We start from the raw sequence: 14746 nt of genomic DNA, 5'->3' as shown, positions 1-14746 counted from the left end.
GGCGGGGCCAACAAAAAAGTGATTCACATTATTTGTTTCAACGGATGATGCGGTTTAACAGGTCGGATTCCAATTCGTGCCAGGGCTTGCGCAGATCAATGGTGCGGAAGCTGATGGTTTGCCCGCGGACCCGGAAGGTTTGATCGAAGTCGGCTGTTACAGTGGGATATAACAGTACGCCCTCCACCACACGGCCGGCGTTGGCATCGTTCAACAGGTTGCTGACGTAGGCATGTACCTGAAAAAAATGTGCCGATCGAAACTTCTCCTGGTCGTACCGTGACACCATAGCATCTTTGTAATACTTGGCGTCGATTACCAGCTTACGGGTGGCATCTGTGAGCGTGACATCGGTTTTCATTTTGGGCAAAAAATCGAGCGACGAATTGCCCACCGGCACAGCTTGCCATGTGATGTATTCCGATGCGACAGTATAACGATTGCCCACCTCGTGGCGGTAAAAATTATAGATGAATTTCTCGAAGAGCGCAGCCATTTTCTCTTCGTCGCGTACGAAGTCGCGGAATATCCATTCGCCCCTGGTCTCGTCGATCAGCAGATTTTCGTGTAAGAGGCGCGCTACGTTTAACAGGAATTTATAGAAACTATTGTTGCGGTGTAATACTACCTTTGAAAAATCGTGAGAAGTGATGCGGATGTCATCGACATCGTGAAAGCTTTGATACAAGGGGCGCAACAGGTCGTGGTTGCGCTCGTCGAGCTTGGGGTAGTGCAACAGCTGGTGTATGGTGGCTTTGAGCAGCTGGTTTTGCAGTACGTTGTGTGTCAGCTCGTCATAAGCACAGTAGGCCCGGGCCATGGCCAGGCTGTTGCGTTTGATTGACTCCATGAGCTGAAGCTTGCCTTTAATGCCACGGTACTCTTCCACAGAAGACCGATAGCTACGGTCGAGACCACGTTTGAATAGAAAACGCAGCCCGCTCACCAGTACACGGGCAAAGAGATTGGGTAAATCCTTGAACTTTTGTGCGTTTACGGCGACCAGGTCACGCTCCTCGAGCTTATCCCACGCATAGCACAACAGGTAGTATATATTCTGAATGGGAATCTCTTTCATGACTCAAGAATCTCGATCGCTCGGGTAAGCTTTGCTGTGTTGTCAAACCAATATTCTTGCAACAACGGTTTAATCTCGTTGTCGATGATAGACCGGTAGGCAGGCACCAACGGCTGTTCCAATGCTGTGAAATAAGCATGGCCGATCTGAAAACCACTGCCCAGATTGGCGTCTGTCACAATCATCTGATTCACCTCCGCCAGCTTTCGCACTAAGTTGTTAATGAAATCCTCTGGCAGCGCGTTGTCACGGAGTTGCCGGACAAATCTCTCTGAATAGTTGGGCGCCAATGTTACAAAAGCAAAGCGACGGCGAAGGGCAAAGTCTACCATGGCCAGCGAACGGTCGGCGGTATTCATGGTGCCTATTACGTATACGTTGGCAGGAATGTAAAATCGCTCGGCGCTATTAGCCGCATAGATGAGTGGGATAGCAAATTCTTCACTGCGTTTATCGTGCTCAAGAAGCATCATCAATTCGCCAAAGATCTTGCCCAGGTTTCCGCGGTTAATCTCGTCAATGATGAAGACGTATTCATTTTCAGGATCTTCCTTTGCGCGCAAACAGAAATCATAAAAGACACCGTTTTTTAACGCAAAACCGCCGGTGCCGACAGGCCGGTAGCCCTGCACAAAATCCTCATAGCTGTAGGATTGGTGGAACTGGATGGTTTCGACGAACCGCTTTTCCTTTTTGTTCATGAGCAAATGGGCCAGACGCTTAGCCACAAATGTCTTACCTACCCCCGGAGGGCCTTGTAAGATGAGGTTCTTCTTCCGTTTTAATAGATGAATGATGTCCTCAATCTGTTTTGCCGCCAGGAATATCTCATGGTATAGCTCATCCCGGAGAATAAGATCTTCGCGCTCTAAGTCGTATAGGCTGGCCGCCTCATGGAGTATAGATGCGTCCGGCAGGTCTTTATATTCTCTTATCAGACTATCCAGATCAGCATTTATTCGTGGAAAGTCTAACGGCTGGTCTGTATTGTACACGGCTCTCACCAACGAATTTCCATATCGGTCGGGAGTTTCGTTCAGATGTTCCTTAAACCAGGCCGCGATGGTCGGCCGGACTTGTGTATTGGGCCATGCTTGTAGCGACGCATTTGGAACGCTTATGCCATACGCCAACACTATTTTTTTCAGATGCCGATAGTACAGAAATGTGGGATAGATGCCATTTTGAATGGTGTTGTTCTCATCGGTAAATGCTATCCAGGGTATCTTGGCCGGACTACCTTTCCCAAAGCTTACCTGTAACCGCAATCCCTTATGTTCTTTAGGATAATTTGCCCGGGTTAAATCATTCGTCTCGGCTTGTTCCAGGAATTGCTTCAGCAAAACGGGTATGTTTGCATTCGGATTTATACCGAGTGTACCCCGAATTTCATTCACGAACGGTTTATTTGTCGTAATATTGATCAGCGACCAGTGCATTCTTCTTTCCTTCACCTCCCACTCCCCTTTCCGAACCCAGTTCACTTTACGTATGTGTTTATAATCCTTTCTTTTGTCCTCATATAGATATTCAGACGTAACAAAGCCGTAGCCCAAAATTACACTCCGTTTACCCCGTACGACGACAACATCTCCATCCCTGACACGTCGATAAAAATCCCAATACGCTCCGGCTTCCTTTTCATAACGCGGCCGATCGGGATACTTGTCCCGCAAGTCCAGACTGGACTTAAATTTCTTCAAATCACCCAGATCATCGAAGGGCAAGCCGATGATACCTTCTTGATAGAATTCATTCCACTTTTCAGCGTTGTCGTCTAATTTATAGAGCCAATACTGTATGGCATCGGAACCTGCTTGCCCTTCGCCACTAAATTTACTAACGTCTTTCATAACATTGCTACATACAAAAATCTAAAGTAGAAAAATTGAGGCATATTAAATACCTGTCATTTCTTTACAATAAGAATTCTTTCTTTATACTGTTCATCCGCCGCCGTCAACAACAATACATACAAGCCGCCGCCCAGCGACGAGACGTCTACTGTCAGAACATGCTCGTGCCGTTCCCAATAAAAATCAACATGTGTTATACCGCGATTATCAATGAGTTGCAGCTCGATCGGCATTTTCCTTTGAGCACCGATATCGATAAATAACACATCATTGGCAGGAACAGGATAAGCGCGCGGCGTTCGACGATGCTCGCCCGATTCATTACCCACGACACTCCCCCGGATTATAAATATAGTCGTCGGCTGAGAAAGGTCACTGACGTTGCCTGCACTGTCCACGGCCTGCAATGCGATTGTATGTTTTCCGACGTATAGCATCGCTTCGTGCTGATAATCCCAACCGCCAACGGCATCTGTCACAGTCGTTGCTATAATATTTCCATTCAGGTTGATAGAAACACGAGAACCTGCTTCTGAAATGCCAGCCAGCATCAGTACATCGTTTTCGATACTACTGTTGTGTGCCGGAATGATTAACTGGGGTGGCGCCGGTGGCACGCCATCGATGGAAAGATGACTGGTGCCCTTCAGGGAGGACTTGCTTCCCGGCGTGGGCAATGTTAGGATGGCGTTGGTGGCAAGAGAGTCTTGTATGATTGCGTCGTTGAGCGATAGTGCTTGCGCGGAGACATAGTCCACCCTGGGAGTAAGATCGCCTACCCGCACGGTATAATCAAATAGCAACTGCGGGGTGCCTGATCCTCCCAGGTAGATAGCGTGACTACCTCCGCCTGTCGCTAACGCGAGTGCGGGCGCTCCCTGCGATACCCACACCGCACGATTAAATTGCACAGCGAGCGTGATCCGATCGCCCGCTTTGTAAAGTCCATCGGCGGATTGTGCTGTTACGCGTGTGACGACTGCGGGCGTGGCTGTAACCTCTATCGTAATCATACCGACAGCAGTCTGCGGGCCGCCATCACCTACGTTGCCCAGATCGTCGGTCGTAACGGTAAGGGTGGCAGTCCCCGGGTTCAAGGGTCGGAAAGACAACGTAGCCAACACGGCGTTGATACTATCCAGCCGGCCTGTCAGGACCAGTGTAGAGACCTCTGTGTTATCGCCCGGAGCTGAGCTTACAGCGAATACTCCTTTTGTAGCAGCGAGTGTGACCATGATGCGCCCTTCGCTTGCGTCGACATCGCTTATTCGAATGGATCTCGCTCCGGTAAATGTAAGCCGCTCGTTTTCTTTTATTGTTTGATTGCCAGGGAGGTTGTTGATCGGAGCATCATTTACGGGAATAACGGCAACCGACTTACTGACCGCCGTCTGCTGCGCTCCGCCGCTTCCTGTGTTACCCTGGTCGTTGATCGTTACACGGATCGACTGGCCGCTCGTGGCATCTTTCGCAGGAGTATATAGCAGGCTTTGCTGTTTCAACCAGGCATTGATCGCGGATACCGGGCCGGTAATGTTAATGACCCGGGTGCCCGTACGTACTATCGACAAGTCGGGGGGCGAGGTTGCCGCTGTGAATGCGCTACCCGTCGGAAGAGACTCAAATGTTACCCGCACGGGACTATTGCCGGCATCGGCGTCGGCAAAAACAATTTCACTTAGGGGTGTTGGGGTATCTTCCCGCACGGAAATTACTGTCGGGAGCGATACCATTGGTTTGCTATTGCTATTTGTAACAACAATGACTAACGTGGCAGTATCACATTGCATGTTTCCATCGCACACCCGGTATAACAAACGCTCGATGCCTTCCTGGTTGCGACGCGAGATGTAGGAGAAGGCGCTGTCGCCAGTAAGGATCAATGAACCCCAGACCGGCTCTGTTAGGATCGAAGCTTGTAGTCGATCCTTGTCATAGTTTAGTACGTCTTGTAACAAGTCTCCCGTCACCAGGGTAGTATCAGAAACAGCCAGAATAATATCGGGTGCGGACGGAGGGTAGTCGACATCAGCTAGGGTAATCGTTACCATGCCTTCGGCGCATGCGTTTTCAGCGTCACAAGTTTTATACACAAATGTGTCGGTGCCGTGATAGTCTGCCACAGGATGATACATGAATGTGCCATTGGGATAGAATGTTAGCGTGCCGTGCGCCGGCGGCGAAACCAACGTGGCAGTATGGACAACGTTTGTGCCGCTATTGGGATCGACGTCATTGCCCAGTACGCCCAAGGCTGAGTTTTTAATAAATAGCCCTTGATGCTCTTGAAGATGATAGTAGTCAGGTATGGCTTGTGCCGCTTCGTTTTCACCTCCCATTTGGAAGGTTATAGTAGCCGAGGTGCATATTCCCCAGGTATCGCACGTTGTGTAGGTGGCGGTGTAGGTGCCGGTGGATCCGGGTTGTGGTGTGTACTGCACGCTGCCGTCGCGACCGATCACTACGTGTCCTGTGGGAGTATCGCGTGTGAGCTTTGCTTCAAATGAGCCCCTGGCAGGGTGGTAGTCATTCCTTAATACACCGGGAGCCGGAATAGCGAGCGACGTCTGGCCTGTGGGGATGCGATAATAATCATTTGTGGCTACCGGCGCGGGGCGGAGTACGATTACGTCGACGTGTACTACCGATGCGGCAGTGATCGATCCGTAACCGTCGCTTACAGCCACTCGAATGACGCGCGTCGCTACAACAGGATTGACGGCATTCAGGTTGGTGTAGGCCAGGCATCGTATGACGGCTGTAATACTGGCAGCCGACGCTCTTTCGTTGAAACGAACGGTTAGGCTAGTCCAGGAAAGAGCGGATTGATAGGTGCCTATGACAACGCCGTTATACAGCACGTTGCGTCCTTGTAATGTGATGCGCGTCGTACCGGAAGTTGTCGGGCGAATGGACAGGCTATCCTCGCCAAGGAGTCCCTGTGTGATCGTTACCGTCAGCTGTGCCCGGTTAAAATCCGGAGCTGTGCCCGCTAAAACGGTTGCATTACTGTTCAAATCGATGCCTACAGTACTGCCAACCAGGCTGTAACGAATATTGTCACCATGTAAGGAACGGATATCCGGTGGCGTGTAGGATACTGCTTGTACGAACGAAAAATAGCTGATAAAAAGACACAATAGCGCCGTGCGCCTGCGAATGAACAAAGAAATCATACACAAGTTAAGATTAAGATGGGTAAAACAATATAATTCAACTATCGGGGCACTCCGGAATGCCTATAGCCTATAGCTTCTAACTTTTTTTGAAAGATCGTAAATCAAGTATAGCAAGAATATTTTAGAATACAATACCGCTGGTCAACTATACACCCGTTGATAGTGTATATTCTGCATCAAACCTAACCAGGTATATGTTTTTATCCTGTAAACGCTGGCAGAGCTCGGCCAATGTTCCCTCGCGAAAGATCACGCCGATGCGTTTTCCCAATTGTTGCATAACGCGGGTGTCATATATATTGTGTGTATTGGCAAGGCTAATAAAACTTAATAAATCCAGTAGCACCTCGTCGTGGCCGAGCACAGCGTCAAAGCCGTGGTTTTTCATCAGGGATTTTACCCGATCCAACTCAGTGGGTACACACGAGGCAGACAGCGTGAGGCGATATAGACCGTTCAGTTCCAGTGAAAATTTCTTGAGAGCCCCCGCGTGCAGGGCAGCCAGCGGGGCATCTGTCTCGCGCAGTACGTCCAGAGCGATTTTAACGATACCGGAATTATCAGGGTCGTTGTGTCCATCCAGGGCAAAGTGGTCGAGAAATACTTTCTCGTCTAATAGCTCCCAGTTGGCCATGAAATGACTGTACAATAATTTTTCTTCGGCTAAGAATATCACACAGGTGTTAAATGGAACTTGCATAACCCGGTAGTTGCGCAAGGCACCTTTTGCTTTGATGGGTGGGTAGTTACCGGGATTGGGCAACGTCATGGCCAGCCGATAGCCCTGGCCGTCGACCACGATATCCGGGGCGTGGATTTCGCTGCTGTTCGGGGGAAGCGGTAGATAAAACAGTACCCGGTCCTCGCGCGTGATCTCGATGTAGGCCTCGCGGCTAAACAGCTGGAAGTATTTGCGTTGAAAGAACCGGCTTTGGGTTACGGGCTCGCCGTGCTGAATCAGATCTGTATATAGCGCCCGGTGTAATGCGAGCCCGGCTTGCTGGTCAGCTGCGGTCGTGAACATATTCAGGCAGTGAGCGACACGGCTGGGGTCGGTAACGTCTCGTTCAAACTGATCAATGACGTGAGGCGGCAACATGCGCAGCTGCCCGATGCGACTGCCGAAGTACTCGGCAAGGGCCGCCGGAATGTGCTCCGGGCGGGTGTTGGGCCGAAGCGTTGCGGTAAACCAACCGATATCGTTGTAGAAAAAGTTGACGATGAAGCTGAGGAATACATTGGGATCCCAGAACTTTTTGTTTTTGTCGGCCAACATGCCCTGCACGCTTTTGACAAACAGGTAGCCCTGTAGCGAAGGACTTTTGGTCGCATCCAATGGCTGGCGCAGTAATGTGCTTTTGTGTTGTATGCCGGCGAGTCCACCAATGCGTTGTACTTGCAGGAAGCTAAGGTATTCTTGTTCGGTGTGCTCGATGCCTGCTTGCTGCATTTGCTCCAGCGTAAGACCGGAGTAGGCCATGGCCATAAACACCAGGTGTCCGGGCACGCACTGGGTGGGCGTGGGGTAAGAGTCGTATGTGGCGAACAGTGCCAGTCCTTCTGTGAGGGGTTCGAAGATTTGTTGGAGTACCTGCAGTCGCAGGCTGTTGGCAACCAGATCGGCTTTATCACCGGCTAGCAATATGTCAGCGTTCAGTATGTTGCCGGCGCTGCGGGCGGCAACCTTGCGGACAAAGAAGATCAACTGCCCCCATAGGGTGTTCTGGCACCAGTGCCGCGTGCTCTCGTGCACGGCAGAAGAATAGGTTGCAGGTGGATATTGTTGCCCGAGATACAGGTTGGCAAGATCTGCGGTGTTGCTGCTAGTCAAGGTGGCGCCGTTAAAAAAATGGGATCATCACTAAATTAGACGATTTGTAGTTCTTTTGACAGTGCTGCAAAAATATTTTTCAATCGTTTGCTGTCTGCCGTGGGGCTAAGCCTATAACTGTATTGTGTACATCGGTGGCCGGGTAAAAGAAGTCCCCGGGCGCCGTCTTCGGCACACGGGGATTCTTGCGGACAATCTTATTTGTCCAGGTTTGTTGCTGTTGCCAGGATGCGAACGGCGTCCATGTCTTTCTTCACTTGCTCCATTTTCTTTTCGGCCAGGCCATAGGCATCTGGTCCCAGGAACAGGTGCAGTACCGACTCGGCTTGCTCGGCCACCTGGATCAACACTTCGGCGGCTTTGACCGGATCACCCGCCTGGTTTCCTTTGATGTCGCTTTCATGCAGCGTCTGCATTTCGCGTACTGCCTTGTAGGCTTCGATGGGATGCTGCGGCACCGCCAGCGACGAAGACTCCAGGAAGTTGGTGCGGAAGTACCCCGGCGATACCACCGTTGCCTTGACGCCAAACTCTTTTATCTCATCGGCGAGCGACTCTGTAAAGCCATGCATGGCAAACTTGGTGGCGCAATAGATGCCGAAGCCTGCAAAGCTGCCCGTAAAGCCGCCGATGGAAGCGATGTTAAAGATGTGACCCGACCGTTGCGCACGCAGGTGCGGCAGCGCCTGGCGAATGACGTTTAATGCGCCAAATACATTGACGTCAAAGTTTGTGCGTGCCTCGGCGTCGCTGAGCTCTTCCAGGCCTCCTACCAACCCATAGCCGGCATTGTTTACAACCACATCTATCTCACCAAATTTGGTGCGCGTGGCATCGATCGCCTTGCGGACGCTGTCTTCTTTTAACAAGTCGACTTCCAGTGGCAGGAAGGCATCAGCACTTCCCTCGGGCACCGCAGCTTTGAGCTCATTCAACTTACGCGATGTGGCCGCCACCTGGTATCCTTTATGCAATAGCGCATGCACTAACGCCAGCCCCAGTCCTTTAGAGGCTCCTGTTACAAACCATACTTTTGTTTTCATGTTCTTTGAATGTTTAATATTATACCGGCAGCTGCTTTTGATGATTCAAAGGTAGTGGGCCGGAGTCGGGGCCGCCTTGCGGGAATGAAAGCGATACTTGCAGAATTCAAACAATCGGTAAAGACAAGGACGTGGTAGATGCCGCCGTTGCTTCAGCCGCCCTAATGTAGGATCGTCGAAATGACACTGCCGATAACGTTTACACCTATCATTTTTGGCGCATACAATCAAAATTTATTTAACCATGAGAGCAGGATTTTTAGCTATTACCCTTTGCGTTGTATTTGCCGTGGCCTGTAGTGACGATGACCACGAAGGTTCTTACTGGGGCGTCGACCACGTCGGCGCGGATGCTATTGTACATGCCGAAGGCACGATAGATCAGCAAAATGCCGGCCCGAAGGTGACCTACGTGGTCGAGTCGGCTTATCTGACTACACTGGAGAACGGTACGCACCTTTTACACTACCGGTTCACGTCGCAGGATTCATTAGAGCTGCTGATTGGCAAGCGGTCGGCCGATTACAACTATCACTCGGACGCGACCAGCGACCAGAACGTGTTGCTGAGTGTGACGTTTAATAACAGCCCCCTGGAGCTGGAGGGCAGCGCGGTTTCCATCCAGCCTCGCTCGGACGAAAATCGTTTCCATACAGTGGTGAACGTACACACGCTGGACAAGGGTGACTTTAACGGTACCGTTAACAGCGTGCCGCTCGTTGATTGGAATGACCTTCCATAGGTAATGCACCTTACCAGGGTCGTCCGGTTTGATACAGAGATGGACGCCCAGCGACCGAACGAACTAAGACAAGCCCCGTTTCAGACGCATTCTGTAACGGGGCTTATTCTATAATAGCGTTATGCGGCATTTATCGCTAGGGATGTACTCGTCGCGAGAGATCAGACATACGCCTTGCCAGTGTTTTCTGTATCTCCAGCATCTGCTCAGCCGTAACATCCGGTGGCGTATGGTCATGACGATGGCTGTCACCCGCATGGGTATGATGCGCCTCGTTACCAGGAACTTCGACGACATCTGCTTTCCATGCTTCAAACAGCTGTCGCCAATGGACGATCGAATCATTTGAGATCGTATTCGTTGAATCTGCTTCGCCGCTATTTATTGCCTCCTCTACGAGAACCGCGAGGGCCATTGTTTCGTTATGAATACGTGCCGCTTCTTCCATAAGAACATCGTTGCCACGACCGCCACCGCAGGCGGTTATTAATAGAATAGTAAGCGTTAGCGTGCGATTTTTCATATAGCTGTTTAAAGAAACACATACTGCCGCCAGGCCAATAGACAGACGTCTATTGACTCTTCCCTGGCAAACAGGATCTAAAACAAATTTATAAGATTGGTTTTGCAATTGCAACACAGTTGCACATATATTTGCAACTGTGTTGCGGTATATATTCTGATCTTGTGAAGAATGGAAAGATGGTTTCAGTGTCGTGTGCAAATGCTATGGACGGGGGTGCTCTTGTGTTTTAGCGCTGGCTTTGTTGCCGTGGGGCAGATTCCGCCACCTGTGACAAACGGTTGGGCATTATTCAGTCAGGTAAAATACACCCAGCGCTTCTTTAAAGAGTATAACGAATCCTTTCTCGTGCCGGCATTCGATGCTCGTATACGACGGTATGAAAACCAGGAGGTTTTGTTGAAGGGACATTATATGCCAATGGACCTCGAGGAGAAGAACGTTATTATTCTTTCCAGGTTTCCCTACTCAGCGTGTTTTTTCTGTGGCGGGGCAGGTCCGGAGTCTGTTGCGGAAATACATTTTCGCACCAAACCCCCGCACTTTAAGACGGACCAGGTGCTACAGGTCTCTGGAAAACTTGTGCTGAATGCCAACGATGTCAATCACATGAATTTTATTCTAAAAGACGCCGAGCTGATAATTCCGTAATGATTACTCCAACTAGTATATGATGAACATTTTCAAACCCCGGAAGTTACCGGTGACCGTGCTCAGTGGTTTTTTGGGTGCAGGCAAGACAACGTTACTCAATCACGTACTGCACAACCGGGAGGGGTTGAAGGTGGCGGTGATTGTAAACGATATGAGCGAGGTGAATATAGACGCCCGTCTGGTCAAGAATGAGATTAAACTTTCACGCACGGAAGAAAAGTTAGTGGAAATGAGTAACGGTTGTATTTGCTGCACCCTACGTGAAGATCTGATTCGTGAGGTAAACATATTGGCACGCCAACGTACGTTTGATTACCTCCTTATTGAGAGTACGGGTATTTCAGAACCTATACCCGTCGCACAGACGTTTACGTTTGAAACCGGGGATTCAGGTAATGACCTGGCGGCTATCACGCAACTCGACACACTCGTAACGGTGGTAGATGCTTATAATTTCATGAAAGACTTTGGCAGCGCGGATACCGTGCACGATCGCCAGATGACGGATGATGCCGAGGACCGTCGGAGCATTGTCGGATTGTTAACCGAGCAGGTTGAGTTTGCGAATGTTATCATACTAAATAAAACAGACCTCGTATCGCCTACCGACCTTGTGTTGGTGAAAGCTATTCTTACCCGGTTAAATCCCGGAGCACGCATCGTCCACACGTCGTTCGGCGAAGTAGATACACGCAACATCTTTAACACCGGACTGTTTGATTACGAAAAGGCCTCGCAGGATGCGGGCTGGATTCGTGAATTAAACAATGTACATACACCGGAGACGGAAGAGTACGGCATTGACTCATTTGTCTTTCGTGATCACCGGCCGTTCCATCCGGCGCGATTCTGGAATTATATTCAGCATGAGTGGCCGGGTAACATCCTTCGCAGTAAGGGTATCTTCTGGATGGCCTCCCGTGCCGACGACGCTTTGTTGTGGAGTCAGGCGGGTGGTTCTTCTAAGGCAGAGGCATATGGCAAGTGGTGGGCATCTGTCCCGCAAGCGGCGCGAATCAAGCATCCCGTTTATCAGGAGAACAAGCTCGCGCTGCAAAAGAAGTGGCATACTACATGGGGCGACCGTCTCAATGAACTGGTCATTATTGGCCAGGATCTAAACGTCGCCCATGTTACGTATGGCCTGGAGCAATGTCTTTGCGATGACGCCGAAGTCGCTCGCTATTTAGAAGGTGGTATTTTTAATGACCCCTGGCCACTCTGAGACCCGGTTGTACTACGATGCACGTTTTGTAACTATCAGTGTTGTATACGCACGGTCTACCAGTTCGCCAAGCTTGTTTTTTACCTTCTCTGTTTTTGTAAGAGCCTCTACGATTGTAAAAGGTGATTGTGCGATCAGCGCTTTCGCCTTTTCTGTATCGTACAGCTCGAAACCAAAGCGGGTAAACGGCAATGTCTCCATAAAGCTTTTTTGCGCGAAGGTAATGCTAAGTCTGCCGCCGGGTTTGAGCACGCGGTACAATGACGACAGTAGGGCTAAGGGGTTGGCCCAAAAATACAGTGTGTTAACCGTGAATATTTTGTCGAATGAGCTTTCGTCGAAGGGAATGTCGGTGCCGCCGTATAGGTAAAAGGTGGCCTGACCTGCGGTGATATAGGTCTGGTTTATGGTCTGGGCTTCCGCGTGCATCAACGTCGATGTCTCCAGGCCGTGATAGTGCGAGGCGGGATGCTTATCGAGTATGTACTTTAAGTGCCCGGCGTTGCCGTGGCCCAACTCCAGAATTGTGTCGTGATCTGCAATCGCCAGCGATTCGATTGCGCTCAGCGTCATGCCAATGTTGGTCTCGTGCATCATCGTAGCCATGTCTATGCCCTTCGTCCCGTGTGGGCCTTTGAGCTGGTCAGCGATGTTTATCAATTCTTCGTCTGTCATAGAAGCGGGGATTGTTGTCTAAAGATAACAATCGGTCGGGCATCCTATGGACGAACATGAAGATTCTGTAATCGAAACCTGTTAAAATATAAACAAGTCTATTACACCACCGATAAGGTGTGTTTTTTGTATTGCCCTGGCGTGATGCCTACTTCTTTTTTAAACAGTCGGGAGAAGTAGGGCAGGTTTTCAAACCCAAGGGTATAAGCTATTTCTGATACGCTGGTGTCAGAGGCAGTCAATAGATTTTTGGCTTCCGACATCAGGAAAAGGTGTATCAATTCCAGGGCGGTCTTGCCTGTCTCCTGTTTGAGCACGTCGCTGAGGTAACGCGGCGACAGGTGTAGCATGTCGGCCATGAGCTTCACCGTGGGAAAGCCCTTGTCTTGCAGGTTGCCATTGGCAAAATAGGCCACCAGGCTCTCATTGAAGCGGGATGCAAATTTACCCGAGACTGCCACGCGATGAATAAACTGGCGCTTGTAGAAACGCTGAGAGTATTTGAGAATCGAGTCGATGTGGGAGAGAATGATGTCGCGGCTCAGGTCGTCCTGGTGTTGGGAATATTCGAGAGCGATTTTTTCGTAGAGATCCCAAATGATGCGTTCTTCTTGCGGCGTGAGGTGTAGTGCCTCGTTGGACTCGTACTCGAAGAAGCTATATTTTTTGATCTCTGCGTGGAGTGGGTGGCCGTTGAGAAAGTCTTCGTGGAATGAGATGATAAATCCGTCTTCTTCCATTTCGAGATTTCTCATTTCGATGACCTGACGGGGTTTGACAAACGACATGGTACCGTTGTCATGATCATACCGCGTTCTGCCGTAGAGGAATACGCCCGACTTCAATTTTTTAAAACCAATATTATAGAAATCGCTGGTAAACTCCCTGCCTCCGAGCGAGCAGTCATGATTACATCGGTATAATGCAAGGAGCGGATGTTTGGGTGGTGAAAAACCAAATTCGGCGTGAAGGACTCCCAGACTCTTATAGTGTTTCATGCAGGCAGATTTATGTAAAACGGTAACGCCCCTGGAGAACCACATCAACCAGGGGCGACCGTCCTGCATAAAACCAGGGATCGTGTTTTTTAGTTTACTTGCCGTGCGCTTTTTCGGCAACGTCCTTCCATTCTTCCCACGTCGCCAGACGTTCCGCATAGACGCTCTTAGCAAACGGATACGCTACTTTGCCCAGGAACAGGCGCAGCGGAGGCTTGGGGCTGTCTACGAGTTTCAGTACAGCGTCTACTGTAGCCTCGGGGTTACCGAAGGAGTCTTCTGTGAGACCGGCCTGGAACGCGGCTTTTACAGGTTCGTATTCCGGCATGGGTGTCGTGTGTGTGGCAGAGCCGCCAGCCCAATCGGTCGAGAAGCCGTTCGGTTCGATCAGCGATACGTTGATACCAAAGCCTTTGACTTCGGTGGCCAGTGTTTCGCTTAGTCCCTCGACGGCAAATTTAGATGCATTGTATAATCCCAGCACGGGCAGCGTGACAATACCCAACAGGCTGGATACTTGAATGATGTGGCCGCCACGTTGTGCACGCATGATGGGCAGTACGGCTTGTGTTACCCACAGTACACCAAACACGTTGGTTTCTATTTGCGCACGGGCTTCCTGTTCGCTTGTTTCTTCTACGGCGCCGAAGAGTCCGAAGCCGGCGTTGTTTATCAGCACGTCGATGCGGCCGAAATGTTCTTTTGCTTTTTTGACAGCGGCGAAGGATTGGGCGCGATCGGTTACATCAAGCGGCAGCGGTAGGATCGCATCGCCATATTGTTTTACCAGGTCGTTCAATGCTTCGGTGTTGCGGGCGGTGGCGACTACTTTATCACCGCGTTTCAAAAATGCAGCGGCCCAAATTTTACCAAATCCCTTGGAGGCCCCTGTAATAAAAATTGTCTTTCCCATTTCTTTCTTGATTTTGATAAGACAAAGCT

General features: G+C 50.1%; 12 protein-coding genes. 3 read left to right on the top strand and 9 right to left on the bottom strand.

Features of this window, described 5'->3' with window-relative positions; genetic code table 11:
* Window positions 1-37 precede the first annotated feature (37 nt).
* The 5 genes from mcrC to K7P01_RS16210 all read right to left on the bottom strand — a co-directional run bounded on the left by mcrC (window position 38) and on the right by K7P01_RS16210 (window position 8987).
* Window positions 38-1078, bottom strand: a complete 1041-nt coding sequence (gene mcrC / locus K7P01_RS16230) for a 5-methylcytosine-specific restriction endonuclease system specificity protein McrC (RefSeq protein ID WP_267294867.1) — start codon at window positions 1076-1078, stop codon at window positions 38-40.
* The gene (locus tag K7P01_RS16225) at window positions 1075-2931 is read right to left on the bottom strand and encodes an MrcB family domain-containing protein (protein WP_267294865.1); all 1857 of its coding nucleotides are present in this window, start codon (window positions 2929-2931) and stop codon (window positions 1075-1077) included. The genes mcrC and K7P01_RS16225 overlap by 4 nt, the downstream gene beginning before the upstream one ends.
* Before the next feature lie 56 nt (window positions 2932-2987).
* Complete coding sequence (locus K7P01_RS16220) at window positions 2988-6110, bottom strand: Ig-like domain-containing protein (RefSeq protein ID WP_267294863.1); 3123 nt, start codon at window positions 6108-6110, stop codon at window positions 2988-2990.
* 148 nt (window positions 6111-6258) lie between these two features.
* Entirely contained in the window at window positions 6259-7944 is a 1686-nt protein-coding gene (locus tag K7P01_RS16215; protein ID WP_267294861.1) for a hypothetical protein, read from the bottom strand.
* Window positions 7945-8141: 197 nt separating this feature from the next.
* Complete coding sequence (locus tag K7P01_RS16210; protein WP_267294859.1) at window positions 8142-8987, bottom strand: SDR family oxidoreductase; 846 nt, start codon at window positions 8985-8987, stop codon at window positions 8142-8144.
* A 244-nt stretch (window positions 8988-9231) separates the two neighbouring features.
* Here K7P01_RS16210 and K7P01_RS16205 point away from each other — a divergent pair, with 244 nt between their 5' ends.
* On the top strand, window positions 9232-9729 hold the full coding sequence (locus K7P01_RS16205) for a hypothetical protein (RefSeq protein ID WP_267294833.1): 498 nt from the start codon (window positions 9232-9234) through the stop codon (window positions 9727-9729).
* A gap of 136 nt (window positions 9730-9865) precedes the next feature.
* On the opposite strand, the gene K7P01_RS16200 is transcribed toward K7P01_RS16205, so the two are convergent.
* The gene (locus K7P01_RS16200) at window positions 9866-10252 is read right to left on the bottom strand and encodes a hypothetical protein (protein WP_267294831.1); all 387 of its coding nucleotides are present in this window, start codon (window positions 10250-10252) and stop codon (window positions 9866-9868) included.
* Between the two features lie 171 nt (window positions 10253-10423).
* On the opposite strand from K7P01_RS16200, the gene K7P01_RS16195 reads away from it, so the two are divergent.
* Together K7P01_RS16195 and K7P01_RS16190 are read left to right on the top strand one after the other, a co-directional pair.
* Entirely contained in the window at window positions 10424-10903 is a 480-nt protein-coding gene (locus K7P01_RS16195) for a DUF3299 domain-containing protein (RefSeq protein ID WP_267294829.1), read from the top strand.
* Window positions 10904-10922: 19 nt separating this feature from the next.
* Window positions 10923-12131, top strand: coding sequence for a GTP-binding protein (locus tag K7P01_RS16190; RefSeq protein WP_267294827.1), 1209 nt, complete (start codon window positions 10923-10925; stop codon window positions 12129-12131).
* Between the two features lie 12 nt (window positions 12132-12143).
* Here K7P01_RS16190 and K7P01_RS16185 read toward each other — a convergent pair whose 3' ends face one another.
* The 3 genes from K7P01_RS16185 to K7P01_RS16175 all read right to left on the bottom strand — a co-directional run bounded on the left by K7P01_RS16185 (window position 12144) and on the right by K7P01_RS16175 (window position 14717).
* Window positions 12144-12806, bottom strand: a complete 663-nt coding sequence (locus K7P01_RS16185; protein ID WP_267294825.1) for a class I SAM-dependent methyltransferase — start codon at window positions 12804-12806, stop codon at window positions 12144-12146.
* Between the two features lie 101 nt (window positions 12807-12907).
* Window positions 12908-13804: a helix-turn-helix domain-containing protein gene (locus K7P01_RS16180; protein ID WP_267294822.1), complete on the bottom strand. Its 897-nt coding sequence runs from the start codon at window positions 13802-13804 to the stop codon at window positions 12908-12910.
* 94 nt (window positions 13805-13898) lie between these two features.
* Entirely contained in the window at window positions 13899-14717 is an 819-nt protein-coding gene (locus tag K7P01_RS16175) for an SDR family oxidoreductase (RefSeq protein ID WP_267294820.1), read from the bottom strand.
* Window positions 14718-14746: the final 29 nt, after the last annotated feature.

The sequence above is a fragment of the Parachryseolinea silvisoli genome (assembly GCF_021190955.1).
Lineage (GTDB): Bacteria > Bacteroidota > Bacteroidia > Cytophagales > Cyclobacteriaceae > Ohtaekwangia > Ohtaekwangia silvisoli.
Note: the sequence above shows the minus strand (reverse complement) of the source record. Positions and strands in the feature narration are given on the sequence as shown.